This is a genomic window from Aestuariirhabdus sp. LZHN29 (assembly GCF_049985285.1).
In the GTDB taxonomy this organism is placed as follows: Bacteria; Pseudomonadota; Gammaproteobacteria; order Pseudomonadales; family Aestuariirhabdaceae; genus Aestuariirhabdus.
This window is the reverse complement of sequence record NZ_JBNIEU010000001.1, coordinates 813,952-828,817: the sequence shown is the minus strand read 5'-3', so window position 1 is coordinate 828,817 and position 14,866 is coordinate 813,952. Positions and strand designations below refer to the sequence as shown.

At 58.2% G+C, this 14,866-nt stretch carries 21 protein-coding genes; 15 read left to right on the top strand and 6 right to left on the bottom strand.

Features of this window, described 5'->3' with window-relative positions; translation table 11 throughout:
• Nucleotides 1-194 precede the first annotated feature (194 nt).
• The 7 genes from ACP3PW_RS04025 to ACP3PW_RS03995 all read left to right on the top strand — a co-directional run bounded on the left by ACP3PW_RS04025 (nucleotide 195) and on the right by ACP3PW_RS03995 (nucleotide 6,178).
• The gene (locus ACP3PW_RS04025; RefSeq protein ID WP_426415381.1) at nucleotides 195-1,787 is read left to right on the top strand and encodes a fused MFS/spermidine synthase; all 1,593 of its coding nucleotides are present in this window, start codon (nucleotides 195-197) and stop codon (nucleotides 1,785-1,787) included.
• 110 nt (nucleotides 1,788-1,897) lie between these two features.
• Complete coding sequence (locus tag ACP3PW_RS04020; RefSeq protein ID WP_426415380.1) at nucleotides 1,898-2,284, top strand: nuclear transport factor 2 family protein; 387 nt, start codon at nucleotides 1,898-1,900, stop codon at nucleotides 2,282-2,284.
• A gap of 105 nt (nucleotides 2,285-2,389) precedes the next feature.
• On the top strand, nucleotides 2,390-2,767 hold the full coding sequence (locus tag ACP3PW_RS04015; protein ID WP_426415379.1) for a DUF2237 family protein: 378 nt from the start codon (nucleotides 2,390-2,392) through the stop codon (nucleotides 2,765-2,767).
• A gap of 170 nt (nucleotides 2,768-2,937) precedes the next feature.
• On the top strand, nucleotides 2,938-4,128 hold the full coding sequence (locus ACP3PW_RS04010; RefSeq protein ID WP_426415378.1) for an aromatic amino acid transaminase: 1,191 nt from the start codon (nucleotides 2,938-2,940) through the stop codon (nucleotides 4,126-4,128).
• Between the two features lie 196 nt (nucleotides 4,129-4,324).
• Nucleotides 4,325-4,630, top strand: a complete 306-nt coding sequence (locus ACP3PW_RS04005; RefSeq protein WP_426415377.1) for a hypothetical protein — start codon at nucleotides 4,325-4,327, stop codon at nucleotides 4,628-4,630.
• A 180-nt stretch (nucleotides 4,631-4,810) separates the two neighbouring features.
• Nucleotides 4,811-5,950, top strand: a complete 1,140-nt coding sequence (locus ACP3PW_RS04000) for a GNAT family N-acetyltransferase (protein WP_426415376.1) — start codon at nucleotides 4,811-4,813, stop codon at nucleotides 5,948-5,950.
• A gap of 84 nt (nucleotides 5,951-6,034) precedes the next feature.
• The gene (locus tag ACP3PW_RS03995) at nucleotides 6,035-6,178 is read left to right on the top strand and encodes a hypothetical protein (protein WP_426415375.1); all 144 of its coding nucleotides are present in this window, start codon (nucleotides 6,035-6,037) and stop codon (nucleotides 6,176-6,178) included.
• 203 nt (nucleotides 6,179-6,381) lie between these two features.
• On the opposite strand, the gene ACP3PW_RS03990 is transcribed toward ACP3PW_RS03995, so the two are convergent.
• Complete coding sequence (locus ACP3PW_RS03990; protein WP_426415374.1) at nucleotides 6,382-6,906, bottom strand: BLUF domain-containing protein; 525 nt, start codon at nucleotides 6,904-6,906, stop codon at nucleotides 6,382-6,384.
• A 122-nt stretch (nucleotides 6,907-7,028) separates the two neighbouring features.
• On the opposite strand from ACP3PW_RS03990, the gene ACP3PW_RS03985 reads away from it, so the two are divergent.
• Entirely contained in the window at nucleotides 7,029-7,760 is a 732-nt protein-coding gene (locus tag ACP3PW_RS03985) for a sulfite exporter TauE/SafE family protein (RefSeq protein WP_426415373.1), read from the top strand.
• 40 nt (nucleotides 7,761-7,800) lie between these two features.
• Nucleotides 7,801-8,271 (top strand): GFA family protein, encoded by a 471-nt coding sequence (locus tag ACP3PW_RS03980; protein ID WP_426415372.1) that lies wholly within the window; start codon nucleotides 7,801-7,803, stop codon nucleotides 8,269-8,271.
• Between the two features lie 72 nt (nucleotides 8,272-8,343).
• On the opposite strand, the gene ACP3PW_RS03975 is transcribed toward ACP3PW_RS03980, so the two are convergent.
• Nucleotides 8,344-9,060, bottom strand: a complete 717-nt coding sequence (locus ACP3PW_RS03975; protein ID WP_426415371.1) for a YebC/PmpR family DNA-binding transcriptional regulator — start codon at nucleotides 9,058-9,060, stop codon at nucleotides 8,344-8,346.
• Nucleotides 9,061-9,191: 131 nt separating this feature from the next.
• Here ACP3PW_RS03975 and ACP3PW_RS03970 point away from each other — a divergent pair, with 131 nt between their 5' ends.
• The gene (locus ACP3PW_RS03970; protein WP_426415370.1) at nucleotides 9,192-9,611 is read left to right on the top strand and encodes a YajD family HNH nuclease; all 420 of its coding nucleotides are present in this window, start codon (nucleotides 9,192-9,194) and stop codon (nucleotides 9,609-9,611) included.
• Between the two features lie 23 nt (nucleotides 9,612-9,634).
• Here the strand turns inward: ACP3PW_RS03970 and ACP3PW_RS03965 are convergent, their stop codons facing one another.
• Nucleotides 9,635-10,162: a lactoylglutathione lyase family protein gene (locus ACP3PW_RS03965; RefSeq protein ID WP_426415369.1), complete on the bottom strand. Its 528-nt coding sequence runs from the start codon at nucleotides 10,160-10,162 to the stop codon at nucleotides 9,635-9,637.
• Nucleotides 10,163-10,261: 99 nt separating this feature from the next.
• Here ACP3PW_RS03965 and ACP3PW_RS03960 point away from each other — a divergent pair, with 99 nt between their 5' ends.
• Nucleotides 10,262-11,140 carry a LysR family transcriptional regulator gene (locus ACP3PW_RS03960; RefSeq protein WP_426415368.1) on the top strand — a complete coding sequence of 293 codons (879 nt, stop codon included), beginning with the start codon at nucleotides 10,262-10,264 and terminating at the stop codon, nucleotides 11,138-11,140.
• A gap of 109 nt (nucleotides 11,141-11,249) precedes the next feature.
• The gene (locus ACP3PW_RS03955; RefSeq protein WP_426415367.1) at nucleotides 11,250-11,486 is read left to right on the top strand and encodes a hypothetical protein; all 237 of its coding nucleotides are present in this window, start codon (nucleotides 11,250-11,252) and stop codon (nucleotides 11,484-11,486) included.
• A gap of 59 nt (nucleotides 11,487-11,545) precedes the next feature.
• Here the strand turns inward: ACP3PW_RS03955 and ACP3PW_RS03950 are convergent, their stop codons facing one another.
• On the bottom strand, nucleotides 11,546-11,917 hold the full coding sequence (locus tag ACP3PW_RS03950) for an acyl-CoA thioesterase (RefSeq protein WP_426415366.1): 372 nt from the start codon (nucleotides 11,915-11,917) through the stop codon (nucleotides 11,546-11,548).
• A gap of 202 nt (nucleotides 11,918-12,119) precedes the next feature.
• Between ACP3PW_RS03950 and ACP3PW_RS03945 the strand changes: the two genes are divergently transcribed.
• From ACP3PW_RS03945 to ACP3PW_RS03935, 3 genes are read left to right on the top strand one after another with little or no spacing between them, the layout of a single operon-like run.
• Nucleotides 12,120-12,965 carry a hypothetical protein gene (locus ACP3PW_RS03945; protein ID WP_426415365.1) on the top strand — a complete coding sequence of 282 codons (846 nt, stop codon included), beginning with the start codon at nucleotides 12,120-12,122 and terminating at the stop codon, nucleotides 12,963-12,965.
• A gap of 21 nt (nucleotides 12,966-12,986) precedes the next feature.
• Nucleotides 12,987-13,592 (top strand): DNA-J related domain-containing protein, encoded by a 606-nt coding sequence (locus ACP3PW_RS03940; protein ID WP_426415364.1) that lies wholly within the window; start codon nucleotides 12,987-12,989, stop codon nucleotides 13,590-13,592.
• Nucleotides 13,579-14,265, top strand: coding sequence for a hypothetical protein (locus tag ACP3PW_RS03935; RefSeq protein WP_426415363.1), 687 nt, complete (start codon nucleotides 13,579-13,581; stop codon nucleotides 14,263-14,265). Before ACP3PW_RS03940 ends, ACP3PW_RS03935 begins: the two co-directional genes overlap by 14 nt.
• Nucleotides 14,266-14,276: 11 nt before the next feature.
• On the opposite strand, the gene ACP3PW_RS03930 is transcribed toward ACP3PW_RS03935, so the two are convergent.
• Together ACP3PW_RS03930 and hspQ are read right to left on the bottom strand one after the other, a co-directional pair.
• Nucleotides 14,277-14,471 carry a type II toxin-antitoxin system RelB/DinJ family antitoxin gene (locus ACP3PW_RS03930; RefSeq protein ID WP_426415362.1) on the bottom strand — a complete coding sequence of 65 codons (195 nt, stop codon included), beginning with the start codon at nucleotides 14,469-14,471 and terminating at the stop codon, nucleotides 14,277-14,279.
• A 49-nt stretch (nucleotides 14,472-14,520) separates the two neighbouring features.
• The gene (gene hspQ / locus ACP3PW_RS03925; RefSeq protein ID WP_426415361.1) at nucleotides 14,521-14,838 is read right to left on the bottom strand and encodes a heat shock protein HspQ; all 318 of its coding nucleotides are present in this window, start codon (nucleotides 14,836-14,838) and stop codon (nucleotides 14,521-14,523) included.
• Nucleotides 14,839-14,866 lie beyond the last annotated feature (28 nt).

The following is a 14,866-nucleotide window of genomic DNA, read 5'->3' as shown; positions in this document are numbered from 1 at the left end:
GTGTGGTGTTTAATGTGGTTCAGCATCGCAACTTCATCGGCCTGCAGAGGCCTGCGGGCATCAGCAACAATTCGCGTGCCGGTTGGCAAATCTGGCGCAAGGCCGTGAGAACCCCTGCCAGAATGGGCGAATAATCGGTGTCGCTGTGCGATAATTTCTCCCCCGTTGCCTTCGAATCAGGAATTTAAACCGTGATGACACCGACTGACCAACATCCTCGCTGGTTTATAGGTTTTTTGTTTTTTACAGCCATTCTCTGTGGTGCCCTGATCATGGTGGTGGAGGTATTGGGGTCCAGGGTTATCGGTCCTTTCTTTGGGGTCAGTCTGTTTATCTGGACCTCATTAATTGCGGTAACCATGATCTCGCTGGCGTTGGGCTACGCGGTCGGAGGACGGCTTTCGGATCGCTACGGTGAAGCCCGTTATCTGTTCGCGATTATCCTCCTGGCGGGTATCGCGGTACTGTTGATCCCTATTCTTAAAGCCCCGGTACTTAAACTCTGTGTGCCGATGGGCCTGCGGCTCGGCTCCTTTGTCAGCACCACGTTACTGTTTGGGCCCTCGCTTTTTTTATTGGGTTTTGTCTCCCCTTTTCTGGTGCGTATAGCTGCGCGCGAGATGAACAGCCTGGGTCGCACGGTTGGAAGTCTCTACGCCATCTCTACCCTGGGCTCGGTTATCGGCACCGCCCTCACCGGTTTCGTCCTGATCGCCTGGATGGGCGTCGACCAGATATTTCAAGCGGTTGGCCTGTTATTGGTATTGCTGGGTGCGGGTTATCTGCTGGCTGTGCGGGAGTATCGCTGGCTATTGCCCCTGGCGCTGTTGCCAATATTGCTGTGGCTGCAACCCCACCGTGAGTTGCCGAATGTCACTATGGATAACGGCACCCGGGCGCAGCTGATCGCCAGCGTTGACAGTCATTACGGCAGCGTCAAGGTGGTCGACTACAGCTTTGGCCCCAAACGAATCCGTGAACTCCTGATCGACGGTCTGGTGCAAGGGGGAGTGGATGCCAGCAACCACCAGTCGATCTACGAGTACTCCTACTTTCTCGAATTTCTGCCATGGGCGATGAATCCACAGATGAACAACGCCCTGATGATCGGCATGGGAGCCGGCATCATACCTCGATGGTACGAGCAGCAGGGGGTGGTGACCGACGTAGTGGATATTGATCCGGTGGTGTACCAGATGGCCCGCGACTATTTTGGGGCTGACCCCGTCGGCGAGTGGTATGTGCAGGACGCTCGCTATTTCCTTGCCCAAAGCCGGAAGCAGTACGATCTGGTGGTTATGGATGTGTTTACCGGTGACACGACGCCCTCCCACCTGCTCAGCGTTGAGGCCCTGGAGTTGATCGCCAAGCGCATAAATGGACAAGGCACGCTGGCCGTTAACCTGGCGGCAGAGCTCCACAATGATACCTACATGAGCGCATCGGTCATAAAAACCCTGCGCCAGGTGTTTGACCAGGTGGAGCTCTATCCCACCTTCGCCCCCAGCGCACAGAGCAGCTTTGGTAATCTGGCCGTGTTGGCCTACAACGGCGCTCCCCGTACCCTTGACCTGACTCGAATACGCCAGTTCCCGGTACATCCCATGGCTCGGGAGCAGGTGCAGGCGAATCTGGGGCGCCGGTTTGAATTTCCCGCAGATGCCCGCGCCATCGTCTTAACCGACGATTACAACCCCATGGATTTTTTTGATTCTGATACCCGCGAAGGTGTGCGCGAGATCATCATCAATTCTACTCCCTGGGAGATCCTGATCTACTCCGGTTAATGCTGTCGCGGGCTGGTTGGATGGGGACAGTTGGTTGCCGACGAGATAGACTGTGCCCTCGCCAGCGGGCGTGATAACAAAACCAAAAACACTATACGCGGAGCAGTTCTATGATTGAGCAAACACTTGAGCGGTGGCATCAGCTATTGGAAAGCAAAAACCCGGCAGGGTTGCAGTCGTTGTTAGCCGACGATGTGGTTTTCCACTCACCGGTCGTACACAGCCCTCAACATGGGAAAGCGATTACCAGTATGTACCTCATGGCGGCGATGCAGGTCCTCGCCAACCCCAGCTTTCGCTATCTGCGGGAGGTCGCTAGCGGCCAGGATGCCATGCTCGAGTTCGAAACCGAGATCAACGGTATCCATATCAATGGAGTCGATATGATTCGTTGCAACGAAGCGGGACAGATCATCGATTTCAAGGTGATGTTGCGGCCCTTAAAAGCGGTAAATCTGGTGCACCAAATGATGGGGCAGCTGCTGCCCAAGAAATAATCTGGCCAGCCCCTGGGGGCGCTGCGTTGCCAGCGACTGGAGCGGGGGCTAGGATGGAGACCCTATCCGTTTAGCGTAAAGCGGATTCGCCCTGAGGAGTAAGCAATGCAAATGGATGATTCCCTGAACGTATACGGTGAAGCGCTTTTGCCCTGCAGTGAGCGCCCGAAAACCGGTTTTTTTCGTGATGGATGCTGTAATACCTGCGCCGAAGACGTGGGCTCCCATACGGTGTGTATCGAGGTGTCCGATGCTTTTCTGGCTTTTTCCAAGGCACGGGGCAATGACCTCAGCACGCCCATTCCAGAGTTCGGCTTTCCCGGTCTCAAGCAGGGTGACCGATGGTGCCTGTGCGCCGCGCGCTGGCTTGAAGCCCAGCAGGCCGACAGCGCTCCGCGCGTGCACCTGACCCGCACCCACCAAAAGGCGCTGGAGATCGTTCCCGGAGAGTTACTGCGACGATATGCCGCCGACCTGAACTAGTTTGTCGGGCGGTTTCCGCCCCGGCGTGACCGGGTTCAGAATCCGCGCTGGAAAGCCGTTGTTTTGGCCAAGAAGTGTTAGCGTGACAGCGCTAAACTCGTTACTATCCAAGATGACGCCAGTGGCATAAAACGGCGCCTTCGCGCACCACCTCCTGAACCGGGACCACCATGTTAGAAACCCTCGTACAATTACCAGATGATCCGATTTTGGGGCTTATGGCCGTCTATCGGAATGACCCCAATCCGCTCAAGATCGACCTCGGGGTCGGCATCTACAAAGATGAAGCGGGAAACACGCCTGTACTGGACGCGGTAAAAAAAGCCCAGTTACACCACATCAATACGGAAACCACCAAGGCCTACATCGGCCCGGCCGGTGCACCCGGTTTTGGTAAGGTGATGGAGGCTCTACTGTTGGGTGCCGATCACCCGGCTATCGTCGAGGGCCGCACCAATACACTGCAGACCCCAGGTGGTTGCGGTGCCCTGCGCGCGGCAGCGGAGCTGGTTAAGCGCTGCAATTCGGGCGCTACTGTATGGGTGAGTAACCCGACCTGGGCCAACCATATTCCCCTGATGGGGGATACCGGGCTGCAGATCAAGGAGTACCCCTACTACGATCGCGAGACATCGAGCATCCAGTTCGAGGCGATGATCGCTACCCTGGAGCAGGTGGGTGCCGGTGATGTCGTGCTGTTGCACGGCTGCTGCCACAACCCCTGTGGCGCTGACCTGAACCTGCAGCAGTGGGAGCAGGTCGCGGCAGTGGCGAAAGCGCGCGGATTCCTGCCGTTGGTGGATATCGCCTATCAGGGCCTGGGCGATGGTCTGGATGAAGACGCCGCTGGCTTGCGTATTCTGGCGGCGGCGGTGCCAGAGCTGCTGATCACGGCATCGTGCTCCAAAAACTTCGGTCTCTATCGTGAGCGAACCGGAGCGGTAATCGCGATCTCGGCAAGCTCGATCGCTCGTGATGCAACCCACAGCCAGCTCTGCAGTGTGGTCCGTGCGAACTACTCGATGCCCCCGGCCCATGGGGCGGCGTTGGTAGAGATCATCCTTAGCAGCGAAGAGCTGACCGCGCAGTGGCACAGTGAGTTGACCCTGATGCGTAATCGCATCAACGGGCTGCGCCAACTGTTGGTCGATAAAATTGTTGCTCGCGGAATCGAGCGTGACTTCAGTTTTATCACCCGCGAGAAGGGAATGTTCTCGTTTCTGGGCGTAACTCCCGAGCAGGTGCGCCAGATGAGGTCGGAAAATTCGATCTACTTTGTGGACTCGAGCCGTATCAATATCGCCGGCATCAACAACAGCAATATTGACTATCTGGTCGACTCCCTCGCCCGGGTGCTTTAACCCGGCCCATCGGGGTGCTCCAGTCGCGCCCCGATGACCTTTTCTCCGCTTGCATCCAGCGCTCTTGGTGGCCTCTAGCCCAGCCCGCGGCGTTCGTTCCGGGACAGAATTCTCGGTTCATTTTCCCTCCTGTGCTAAGCTCAGAGGCCACCGGGAGTGCACTCCCGGTCATACTCAAGGACTTGGAGCACCAAAAATGAAAAACCCTTTTTTATCGAAGTTGGCCCTGGCGGGCGCTGCAATAATGTTGCCCGTGGCCCCGGCAATGGCTGATGAAACTTATGTCTGCACCCAAGCCGGGATGGAGCGAATTATCAGTGTGGTTTACACGGCCGCAGATAGCCCGGTGCCCTGTGATGTTGTGTACCAGAAAGATGGCGAAGTGCAGACGCTGTGGCATGCCGACAGCGAGCAGGGATACTGCGAGCGCAATGCAGAAGAGTTTGTTGAGCGCCAGCGCAACTGGGGGTGGGAGTGCACCATGACCAGTACCGGTTCCTGATATTGACGCCGCCGGTGGCTTTGGCCTGCGGGCGCGGTGAGGTAGCGCCCTGCTATGCGGTCGTCGGCAGGGCTTAGGGGGCGGATCTCTGTGCCCAGGGTTCGGTGCCGGCTGTGGCGGTATCTGCAGCGTTAGACGCCGTGACCCATAGAGAGAGACCTATCGCTCGCAGGAGTTCCCATGCTGGAAGTACGTTGGCTGTCCGCCATCGAGCAGATTAGCGCCCAACAGTGGAACGGGGTACTTAACAACGATAACCCGTTTATGCAGCATGCTTTTTTGCTGGCGCTGGAGACTAGTGGTGCGGTCTGCCGCGACACCGGCTGGCAACCGCAACACGGGCTCTTTTACCGTCATGATAAGTTGGTAGGGATTCTCCCCGGCTATCGCAAATGGCATAGCTATGGCGAATACGTGTTTGATTTTAGCTGGGCCGAGGCCTTTCATCGCCACGGTATCAACTATTATCCCAAGCTGCTGGCGGCGATCCCCTTCACCCCCTCAACGGGGCCACGGCTGTGTGCAGTCGATGGTGAAAACCCGCTGCAGATGGCCAGCTTACTGTGTGACCTAATTGGGCGAGAGGAGGGTGAAGATGCCTGCTCCTCCTGGCACCTGCTGTTTGCCGATGAGAGCTTACATCGCCGCCTGCCGGCTCCCTTGCTGTCGCGACAGGGCATCCAGTTTCACTGGTTTAATCGTGGTTATTCCGACTTTGATGACTTTTTGGCGGCCCTGCGCTCCCGTCATCGTAAGACTATTCGCAAGGAGCGGCGGGGAGTCACGGAGCAGGGTATTGAGCTGCAGCGGTTGGATGGTCACCAGATTGACCCGGCTCTATGGGTAGAGTTTCACCGCTTTTACCAGCTGACCTATCTCAAGCGCAGCGGTCATCGGGGCTATCTGCCTCTTTCCTTTTTCGAGCAGCTGGGCAGGGAGCTGCCGTCGCAGTTAATGCTGGTGGTAGCGCGTCAACAGGGCCGCATCGTTGCCGCAGCGTTAAACCTGCGTGATAGTCGGCACCTTTACGGTCGCTATTGGGGGTGCTTGCAGGAGTTTGATTTCCTGCACTTTGAAACCTGTTACTACCAGGGTATCGAGTACTGTATAGAGCAGGGACTTGAGTGTTTCGACGCCGGTGCCCAGGGGCAGCACAAGATCAAGCGTGGCTTCGAGCCGGTTGTTACCTGGTCGAGTCACTGGATTCGTGAACCGCAGTTTCGTGAAGCGATTAAGCATTTTCTGGGGCAGGAGGCGCGCTATCTCGAGCGGGAGATGGCGGCGGCTCGTGAGCTGCTGCCCTACGCCGGCGAACCCTGAGCCGTTGTCATCAAAGCTTCATCAGAAGGTCATCTGTGCGGGCTACTCTCAGGGTAGAAAGATTCCAGCCGCCGGAGGTTTGCCATGCCAGCCCAACTGACCCAGCCCAATGCACTGCCCGACCGGTCTCATCGCCAACAACAGGATAGCTGGTGGCGCCGTGTCTACTACCGTATTCGTCTAAAGCCTGGTGAGTTTCACACCGAGCTGCTGCGTGTCATTGAGTAAGCCGGGAGCACGGTCGATCACCGGATCGGAGTAGGGACTGATCTGGTGTGTAGCTGTCGTCCGGGTTGCGTGCAATCAGGCGCTGGCGATGCTCAGCGTTGGGCTCGGCACCCAGGCACTTACGCGCATCAATCACGAACTATTAACCGCAGCTACTCACCCACGCAGTGGATGAAGGCGGGTGAACCGCGCCCTATGGAGGCTCACCGAGCTGCATCTCCGCCGCCGAGGCGCAACCGTAACCACAACCGTTTCCACCCGCCCCGGACCAAAGAGGCCAGGCCAGACTCGGGGTTGGCGTTGAGGCCTTCGTGGAGCAGGTGAACCATGTGCTGGATCATGGCGTGGTCAAAGGCGAAAGGATCGAACTGTGGGTGACCTGCGGCGGCCAGCTGCGATCGGATAGCGCGCTCGGCAGGGATATACTTCATCGACCAATCATCAAAGAGGCGCTGCTCAATGTGTTCGCTGGAGAGAATGGTGGAGCTGGTGTGGCGGGGGTCCTCGATAATCTGGCGGTAGAGATCCTGCACGGCTTCACGGGGTCCCTCCAGCACCTGAAAAAAATGCCCGTCGCCGTAGTAGAGCACACCGCCGATCTCCAGCCGTGGGTTATTGCGCCGGGACTGCCCCAGTATCCTGCCCACCTCCAGATCGATACCCGTATCACGACGATGGCGTTTAAATGACGCCTTGCTAGCATAGATCAAGCGAGTCAATGGGTGCATAGTCGACCTCCTTAAGCGCGTTGTTTATGGGGAGGTTACGCACAGAGTGCGATAACGGATCACCGGCTAGCCCTGGTGATTTTTTCGGTGCACCGGGGAGGGCAAGCGGGTAGGCTTGGGCTATGACTGAGCCCTCAATCCTGATGTTAATCCTCGTCACGTTCCTTCTGGCCGGCACCGTTAAGGGGGTGATTGGCCTGGGCTTGCCTTCGGTGAGCTTGGCGATACTGGCGGTGGCAATAGATCTGCCCAGCGCCATGGCATTGCTGATCGTGCCGACCCTGGTGACCAATCTGTGGCAGGGGATGGTGGGTGGCCACGGGCGTGAGATTGTGGGGCGCTTGTGGCCGTTCCTGTCGTTGGCGACCCTGAGCGTCTGGCTCGGCGCCCAGGCTTTGACGCGCATCGATCACAGCACCCTGTCATCGCTACTGGGCGTATTGCTGGCGCTCTATGCGCTGATCAATCTGGCCGGGGTCAAAATATCGATCGCCTCGGCTCGGGAGCGTTGGCTGGGGGCGGTGCTGGGGCTGGTTAATGGTGTGTTGATGGGCATGACCGGCTCCTGCGTCGTTCCCGGCGTGATATACCTGCAAGCGATCGGGTTGTCTCGGGATATCCTGATTCAGTCAATGGGCATGCTGTTTAGCCTCTCCACGTTGGCGCTCGCCTTTGCCCTGGAGAGCCAAAACCTCTTAAGCGCAGAGCTGGGGTTGTTGTCCGCACTGGGGCTGCCGCCGGCGATTGCGGGGATGATGCTGGGTCAGGCAATTCGGCGCCGATTGTCGGCAGAACGCTTCCGTATTCTGTTTTTTATCGCCCTGTTTGTGCTGGGGGTGTATATCATTATTTGATGTGCGCGGTTCCCGTGTGCCCTGTTTAAAAGGAGTTACTATGCGATTAAATGGATCCTGCCACTGTGGCGCTGTCGCCTTTGAGCTGGAGTCAGCCCACCCATACCCTTTTAACCGCTGCTACTGCTCGGTGTGCAGGAAAACTGCAGGCGGTGGTGGCTATGCGATCAATCTTGGAGGGGAGTACGCCTCGTTGCAGGTGCAGGGGAAGCAGCATATCGCGGTCTATCATGCCCTGATCGATGGTGAGCCGAGCCCGGCCGAACGTCATTTTTGCCGTCACTGTGGGAGCGCGCTCTGGGTCTACGATGAGCGTTGGCCCGACCTGCTGCACCCGTTCGCATCGGCCATCGACAGCGAGCTACCCGAGCCGCCCCAGACCACCCACCTGATGTTGGCCAGCAAATGTGGCTGGGTGGCGGTGGAGTCCCATGGGGAGGATAAGCGGTTCCAACAGTACCCCGATGAGAGTCTGGCTCAATGGCATGAGCGTCACGGCTTAACCCGCTGAGGCGAGCGGCCCGCGAGGCCGCCGCAGCAGCGGCGAGCCCCACCTTAGTTCGCCGATCTTGCAGATAACAGCCTACAAATCCGCGTTGTGGTATACGTTCTGCACATCGTCGAGGTCGTTGAGCATATCCAGGAAGCGCTCAAACTGGGGCAGATCATCCCCTGCAACCGGAGCGGTATTCTGGGGCACAAACTGGATCTCGTCCACGTCGAAGTCGATCTCGCCGAAGGTGTCGAGCAGCGCTTGCTTGGCTTTGAAGTAGTCGGTGTGGGGGGCGAAAACGGTGATGGCGTCGGCGTCACTTTCGATGTCGGTAACATCGACGTCGGCGTTCATCAGCGCCTCGAGTGCGCTGTCCTCATCGCCACCTTTGAACACCAGGATGGCGCTGTGGTCGAACATATGGCTGACGCTGCCCTGGGTGCCGATCTTGCACTTGGTTTTGGTAAAGCACTGGCGTACATCGCCGAAGGTTCGATTGGGGTTGTCGGTAAGACAGTCGACAATCACCATGCAACCACCCGGGCCGAAACCTTCGTAACGTGCGGTGGAAAAGTCTTCGCCGCCACCGCCCTTGGCTTTTTCGATCGCTTTTTCAATGACGTGACTGGGCACCTGATCCTTTTTCGCGCGCTCAATCATACCCCGCAGCGAAAGGTTGCCGTCGGGGTCGATACCGCCGGCTTTTGCACATACGTAAATTTCGCGGCCATATTTGCTATACACTTTGGCCTTGGCGTCCGACGTTTTGGCCATCGATTCTTTGCGGTTCTGGTAGGCTCTGCCCATGGAACAGTCTCATTTGATTGTAAAAGGGTCGATTTTAGCGCGAAGGCTGGCGATTAAAAACCGTTAGTGGCGGTATATTCGTCCATGTCCCGCTGGTCCCAATGGTGAGACCGCACTAACAGGAGGTATCGATGAGCGGAAAGTTACGTCGAAGTGCCCGTATTAAAACGGCCCCGGCCGCGACTGAAAACCGGGGTCCGGGGCCGAGTTCGCAGCAAATCGTCGCGCAGGCACGGCAGGACCGGGATGCCCGGGAGGCCGGTTATAGAGCAAAGGCATTGAAGCTCTACCCCTGGGTGTGTGGGCGTTGCGCGCGGGAGTTTAATCGCACTAACCTGCGTGAATTGACCGTGCACCACCGTGACCATAACCACGACAACAACCCCGGCGATGGCAGCAACTGGGAGCTGCTCTGTGTCTATTGTCACGATAATGAGCATTCGCGCTACGTTGATTCCGCCAACGGCAGCGCCGAGAGTCACTCTACCGCAGGGGTCGCCACCCACTCCCCCTTTGCCGGTCTTGCCGATATGCTGGAAAAGGGGAAGTAGGTAATAGGCTACCGGCTTCTTTACTATTGGTAAGCGCCGGAAGCGTAATGCAGCTCGTAGCTGTGGCTGTAGATCTCAAGGATGTTACCAAAGGGGTCTTCCATGTAGATCATGCGGTAGGGCTTTTCTCCGGGGTAGTAGTAACGGGGCTTGGCCATGCGCTTCTTACCGCCAGCGGCAACGATCTTTTCCGCCAGCCCTTCTACATCGGGGTCCTGCACGCAGAAGTGGAACACTCCGGTTTTCCAATACTCAAAGTTGTCCTCGGGGTTTTGCTGGTTCTTAAACTGAAACAGCTCGACACCGATGCGGTCTCCTGTAGACAGGTGTGCGATATGGAAATGTTCCCACCCGGCGCCGAACACATCGGTACACATCTCGCCAATGGCGCTGTCGTCTTCAACAATTTTGGTGGGCTTCATAATCAGGTACCAGCCAAGCACTTCGGTATAAAACTTAACCGCTGCCTCAAGGTCGGGTACGGAGATGCCGATATGGGAGAAGGTGCGTGGGTAGGGGTGAGCTACGGCTTGTTGGGTTGTCTGGGTCATTGCGCTGCTTCCGGTGTGGGTGATTGATAGCGGGTAGTGTAGAGATCGACTGTGTTAATATGAAATTATCATTAGTCATCAAAATGATAATATTTAGTTATGATAAATCACCTGTATCTCCGAACCTTTATCAGTCTGGTGAAAACCAACCACTTCACCCGTACCGCCGAGCAGTTGCATATGACCCAACCCGGGGTAAGCCAGCACATCAAGAAGCTGGAAGCTCAACTGGGGAAGCCGCTGCTGTTCCGTTACGGGAAAACCTTCGAGCTGACCACGGTGGGGGAGCGCCTCTATCGTTTTGGCCTCGACCAGGTCGAGGCGGAAGCCGAGCTGGTTAATCAGATCGCCGGCGATGAGCTCAATGCCGGGGAGTGTCGTCTGGCCTGCTCCGGCTCGATGGCGATGCAGCTCTATCCGCGCCTGCTTGAACTACAACGGCACTACCCGGCCCTTAGTATCGCCCTGGAAGCGGCGCCTAACGCTGCGATCGTCGAGCGTGTCAAAACCAATCGCTCGCAGATGGGGCTGGTGACGCAGCCCCTGAACGATTCAATATTGCTGCAACAGCGGTTGTGGGAGGACCCCCTGTGTCTGGTGGTGCCGGCCGAGGCTGAATCCGGGTGGGAGGCGCTGGTAGGGCTCGGGTTCATCAACCACCCCGATGGACACCACTATGCGAGCGACCTGCTCGAGCTAAACTATGCCTCGCGGTTTGTGACCATGGAGCAGATACCCCAGTCGGGTTATATCAACCAGATAGGACAGATCCTGCTACCGGTATCTATGGGGTTGGGCTTTACCGTGATCCCGCAATCGTCGCTGGACGCTTTTCCCCACCCCGCGCGGATTCGTAGCGTTGAATTGGCGGTGCCCGTTAAGGAAACGGTGTACAGCATTACCAAAAAACACCGCCTCTTGCCCGCCAGATACCAGTTGATTACCGAGGTGCTGGCCGGCCAATGGAGCCAGGCATAAGGGGCGCGAGACTCAGGCAGGCCTACCTTAGGCCCCGGGCCTGATCGGCGCTTGTCTCACCCCATGGGTGCCTTATGCTAAAGCGGTGTTTAACGACAAGAGATTCCGTATGAGCTACGCAACACTCTCTATGGTTATGCTGGTTGGCGGCATGGCGACGATATTCTCTTTTTGTGGGCTGCTGATGCTCAGGGCGGACGCGATAGCAGGGTGGTATCGGGCGCTTCGTTCAACCCACACCCGGGGCCGATCCATGGGGATCGGTGGGGTGCTGCTGGCTCTGGTAGCCGGAGCAATTACCATTAGCTTTACGGCAGGTTACCTGCTGGGCAGTGCAGGTGGCTGAATCTCTTGCCCTTACCGGGCGAGGACTGCAACGAACTCTGGACCTCCCGAGATAAAAATCTAGGCGGCGTTAGCGACCGAATACTGATGGGGCGCGGGACGTCCGCTTTCGTCGATGCAGACAAAAACGATGCGATCGACCTGAATGATCTCCGCCTGGGTGGCCTTGTTGCGGACCACGCATTTAACCGTGAGGGAGGTGGTGCCCGCATCGGCCACCTCAAGCCCGAACTCCACCACGTCACCGTTTTGGGCGGAGCTGACGAAGTTGATCTCGGAGATATATTTTGTGACCAGGTGTTGGCTTTTCATCTGGCAGCCGGCAAAAATAGCCGCCTCTTCGTCGATCCAGGACAAAAGGGTGCCGCCAAACAGGCGGTGGGCCGGATTAAGGTCGCCGGGCTTTATGACGCGTCGACTGAAGTATTTCATTCGTTGCTCCCAGGAGATCAGATAGCGGTGGGGGGTATCAGTAACAGTGCAGGGAGCGTGCCAGTGGAAAGCGGTGTTCTGGGGGTGATCTTGTCGGCATCTCGCCCTGCCTTGGTGCACTCACGTGGCACCGCGCTCCGGTTTGAGGCTTGGGGACGCAGATGGCACACTGTGGTTCCGCCCATCCACAGCGAATCGAAACGTGAGTAAAAAATCGGACAAGCCTCTTTCCACCACCGCCCTGGCCAAGTCGGTCAGCAAGGAGCCGCGCGAGCTGTTTATTCTGCTGGCCGACAGCGGCTGGATCGAAAAACAGGGCGACAAGTGGCGGCTCACTCCCAAGGGGCAGTTCGAGGGGGGGCGTTACACTCAGAGCGAAAAATATGGCGAATATATCGTTTGGCCGCAGGCGCTGGTCGAGCACGCGCTGTTCGCACGATTGCCGGCCGCTCCCCTGACGGCTACCCAACTCGGTGGCAAATTGGGCATCGGTGCGCGCTTGTGCAACCTGCTGTTGGCGGAGCTGGGCTGGATTCGCACTTATCGAAAGGGTTGGCAGCTGACCGCCGCAGGGTTGGCATTGGGCGGCCAGCAGCGCGAGAGCGAGAAAACCGGCATCCCCTACGCCAGCTGGCCGGAGAACCTTACCGACAATGCCGTGCTGCAGCGCCGCGCACAGCAGCTGTTGGGAGAGGGGGAGGCGCACTCGGTCGATGGTCAGTGGCTGGCGCTGGATGGTCACCGGCTGCAATCGAAGGAGGAGCTGTTGATCGATAACTGGCTCTATCTCAATGGTGTTGTGCACAGCACCGGGCATCCGCTGCCGTTTGATGGCGATAGCCTGGCGGATTTCTACCTGCCCGCCGGCCAGCTCTACATTGAATACTGGGGCTTCGACAAGACCGCCGCCTATCTCAAACGCAAGCTGGCGCGTCAGGCGCTGTATCGAGAGCATGAACTGCCGCTGGTGGAGGTGGCACCCGAAGATCTCGATAGTCTCGACGAGATGCTGCCCAGGGCTCTGCTCAGGCAGGGTGTGTTGCTTTAGCTCCTCAGGGGATTGGAACGGGTGAATAGCGATTCTATTGATGGTCTGGACAACCCGCTGCGAATTGCAGTGTTGGAACAGCTGCGCCTGCACTCCGAGCCGATCAGCGAACACCGTTTAATGGTCGCGCTGGAGCGGGATTTCGAGGGGCTGCTTGGCCCTGAGATGGATGGCAACCTGCAGCTGTTCCGTAAGCACTTTCTGCTGATGAATGCGCTCTACCAGTTACAGCAGCTGTTGCTGGAGGAGTCGCTCTGGCTGCGAATTTCGGTGCTGGCGATTGTGCTCGAACCCTGCTCGCAAGCCGGACCATCGGCCAGCGATCTGCCCTACCTGGCAGCCGAACAGAAGGTGAGAGAGTATTATCTGGATTGGGACAACTTCGAGCAGGCCGATGCCGATTCGGTGGCACGTTTGTTGGCCAGTTTCTGGCAACGCTACCAGGGGCTCGATCGCCGGCAGGATGCCCTCAAGGTGTTGCAGCTGGATGCCTCGGTGACCTCCGCCGAGCTTATCCGGGCCTATCGACGCCTGGCTGCGCGCCATCATCCCGATCGAGGCGGCGATGCGGGTCGTTTCGTCGAGATCCGCGAAGCCTACGAGGTGCTGCGCCATGCCATCGCCTGAGCATCGCATTGCCGCTCTGCTGGTGAGGGTGACCGAGCAGGTGCTATGGCGGGAGATCCAGCCCTGGTTGAATGCCAGGGGGCACCGCATCGAGCTGCACTGCCGGGTGGGCAGCGGACGGGCCACCCACCACAGCCAGCAGGGGGCACGGCACCGCATCACCTACGGGCACAAGATGGTGGCCAGTAAGCGCTGCCCGCGTCAGGCCGAGCTGTGGATGACCGCACGGGAGATTCGTGCACGGGGTTATTTTGACGGCGAGCCGGGATACGCCGAGCTACTGGCCCACACCTGCTGTCACGAGTTTGCCCATCTGGTGCAGTCGCTCAACGGTTGGTACCGGCGCGGCTCCATCCACAACGCCGGTTTCTATCGCATACTGGATCGCATCCACCGCAGTGGCTGCGCCTCGCGGGTGTTGCAGGCGCTGCGCGATGGCGCGCACAGTGAAGGGCTTATGCTGGATTTTTCAGCCGCCCCCGCGATAGACACAGCCCAAGCCACCCCCTGCAGCGTGCGACGGGGAGAGCGGGTCCGGTTTCGTTTTCGGGGGGATCTGGTGAGCGGAGTGGTCACGCGGGTCAACCGCAGGACGCTGCGCATCGAACAGCACGGAGTTGCGGGGGTGGACTATTTTCGCGTCCCCCCCGCGCAGTTGGAGGGAGGTGGCTAAGCGATACGGATCTACTCCTGTTCCGGCTGCGTTCGCGAGGTCACACGCAGCTCGACGGGGAACTCCTGCCGGCGGGCAATCTGGGTAACAAAAAGGCGAATGGCATCTGCCATGCTCATACCGATCTGCTGCAATACCTGCTCCGCTTCGGCTTTGATATCGGGCTCGATGCGGGCGCGAACAATCTCGGTCTTGATGGTGCTCATTGGGAACTAATCCTCTCGGGTAACTAGCAGGTTGTGAGAACAACGGCCCCTATTGGGTGGTTGCGCGGATGTAATAGCGGTCTCCGTCAAAACGGTTAAAACACTCACCCAGCTTGGGATGACGGATCTGTTGGTGATCCTCGCAGGGAGCCAGGTTACGCTCGGCCACATAGGTGGTGCGGTCGGTGCCGTCCACCAATACGTGATACCAGGGACAATCCCTGGGAGGGCGGGTAACGGCCATGGATTCGTACCACTGCTCATCCAGGGAGAAGCAGGGATCAACCCCGAAGATTACCCCCCGGTACTCGTAACGGCGGTGGCGAATAATCTGGCCCAGATCATAATGGGCGAGGTTCATGGACATAGAGGCACCCTCGGTCAGGTTTGGCTGC

What these genes read in the sequence shown, in the direction of transcription:
- ACP3PW_RS04025 (WP_426415381.1), top strand. Translation starts at nt 195, where the DNA reads ATGACACCGACTGACCAACATCCTCGCTGGTTTATAGGTTTTTTGTTT.
- ACP3PW_RS04020 (WP_426415380.1), top strand. Translation starts at nt 1,898, where the DNA reads ATGATTGAGCAAACACTTGAGCGGTGGCATCAGCTATTGGAAAGCAAA.
- ACP3PW_RS04015 (WP_426415379.1), top strand. Translation starts at nt 2,390, where the DNA reads ATGCAAATGGATGATTCCCTGAACGTATACGGTGAAGCGCTTTTGCCC.
- ACP3PW_RS04010 (WP_426415378.1), top strand. Translation starts at nt 2,938, where the DNA reads ATGTTAGAAACCCTCGTACAATTACCAGATGATCCGATTTTGGGGCTT.
- ACP3PW_RS04005 (WP_426415377.1), top strand. Translation starts at nt 4,325, where the DNA reads ATGAAAAACCCTTTTTTATCGAAGTTGGCCCTGGCGGGCGCTGCAATA.
- ACP3PW_RS04000 (WP_426415376.1), top strand. Translation starts at nt 4,811, where the DNA reads ATGCTGGAAGTACGTTGGCTGTCCGCCATCGAGCAGATTAGCGCCCAA.
- ACP3PW_RS03995 (WP_426415375.1), top strand. Translation starts at nt 6,035, where the DNA reads ATGCCAGCCCAACTGACCCAGCCCAATGCACTGCCCGACCGGTCTCAT.
- ACP3PW_RS03990 (WP_426415374.1), bottom strand. Translation starts at nt 6,906, where the DNA reads ATGCACCCATTGACTCGCTTGATCTATGCTAGCAAGGCGTCATTTAAA.
- ACP3PW_RS03985 (WP_426415373.1), top strand. Translation starts at nt 7,029, where the DNA reads ATGACTGAGCCCTCAATCCTGATGTTAATCCTCGTCACGTTCCTTCTG.
- ACP3PW_RS03980 (WP_426415372.1), top strand. Translation starts at nt 7,801, where the DNA reads ATGCGATTAAATGGATCCTGCCACTGTGGCGCTGTCGCCTTTGAGCTG.
- ACP3PW_RS03975 (WP_426415371.1), bottom strand. Translation starts at nt 9,060, where the DNA reads ATGGGCAGAGCCTACCAGAACCGCAAAGAATCGATGGCCAAAACGTCG.
- ACP3PW_RS03970 (WP_426415370.1), top strand. Translation starts at nt 9,192, where the DNA reads ATGAGCGGAAAGTTACGTCGAAGTGCCCGTATTAAAACGGCCCCGGCC.
- ACP3PW_RS03965 (WP_426415369.1), bottom strand. Translation starts at nt 10,162, where the DNA reads ATGACCCAGACAACCCAACAAGCCGTAGCTCACCCCTACCCACGCACC.
- ACP3PW_RS03960 (WP_426415368.1), top strand. Translation starts at nt 10,262, where the DNA reads ATGATAAATCACCTGTATCTCCGAACCTTTATCAGTCTGGTGAAAACC.
- ACP3PW_RS03955 (WP_426415367.1), top strand. Translation starts at nt 11,250, where the DNA reads ATGAGCTACGCAACACTCTCTATGGTTATGCTGGTTGGCGGCATGGCG.
- ACP3PW_RS03950 (WP_426415366.1), bottom strand. Translation starts at nt 11,917, where the DNA reads ATGAAATACTTCAGTCGACGCGTCATAAAGCCCGGCGACCTTAATCCG.
- ACP3PW_RS03935 (WP_426415363.1), top strand. Translation starts at nt 13,579, where the DNA reads ATGCCATCGCCTGAGCATCGCATTGCCGCTCTGCTGGTGAGGGTGACC.
- ACP3PW_RS03930 (WP_426415362.1), bottom strand. Translation starts at nt 14,471, where the DNA reads ATGAGCACCATCAAGACCGAGATTGTTCGCGCCCGCATCGAGCCCGAT.
- hspQ (WP_426415361.1), bottom strand. Translation starts at nt 14,838, where the DNA reads ATGTCCATGAACCTCGCCCATTATGATCTGGGCCAGATTATTCGCCAC.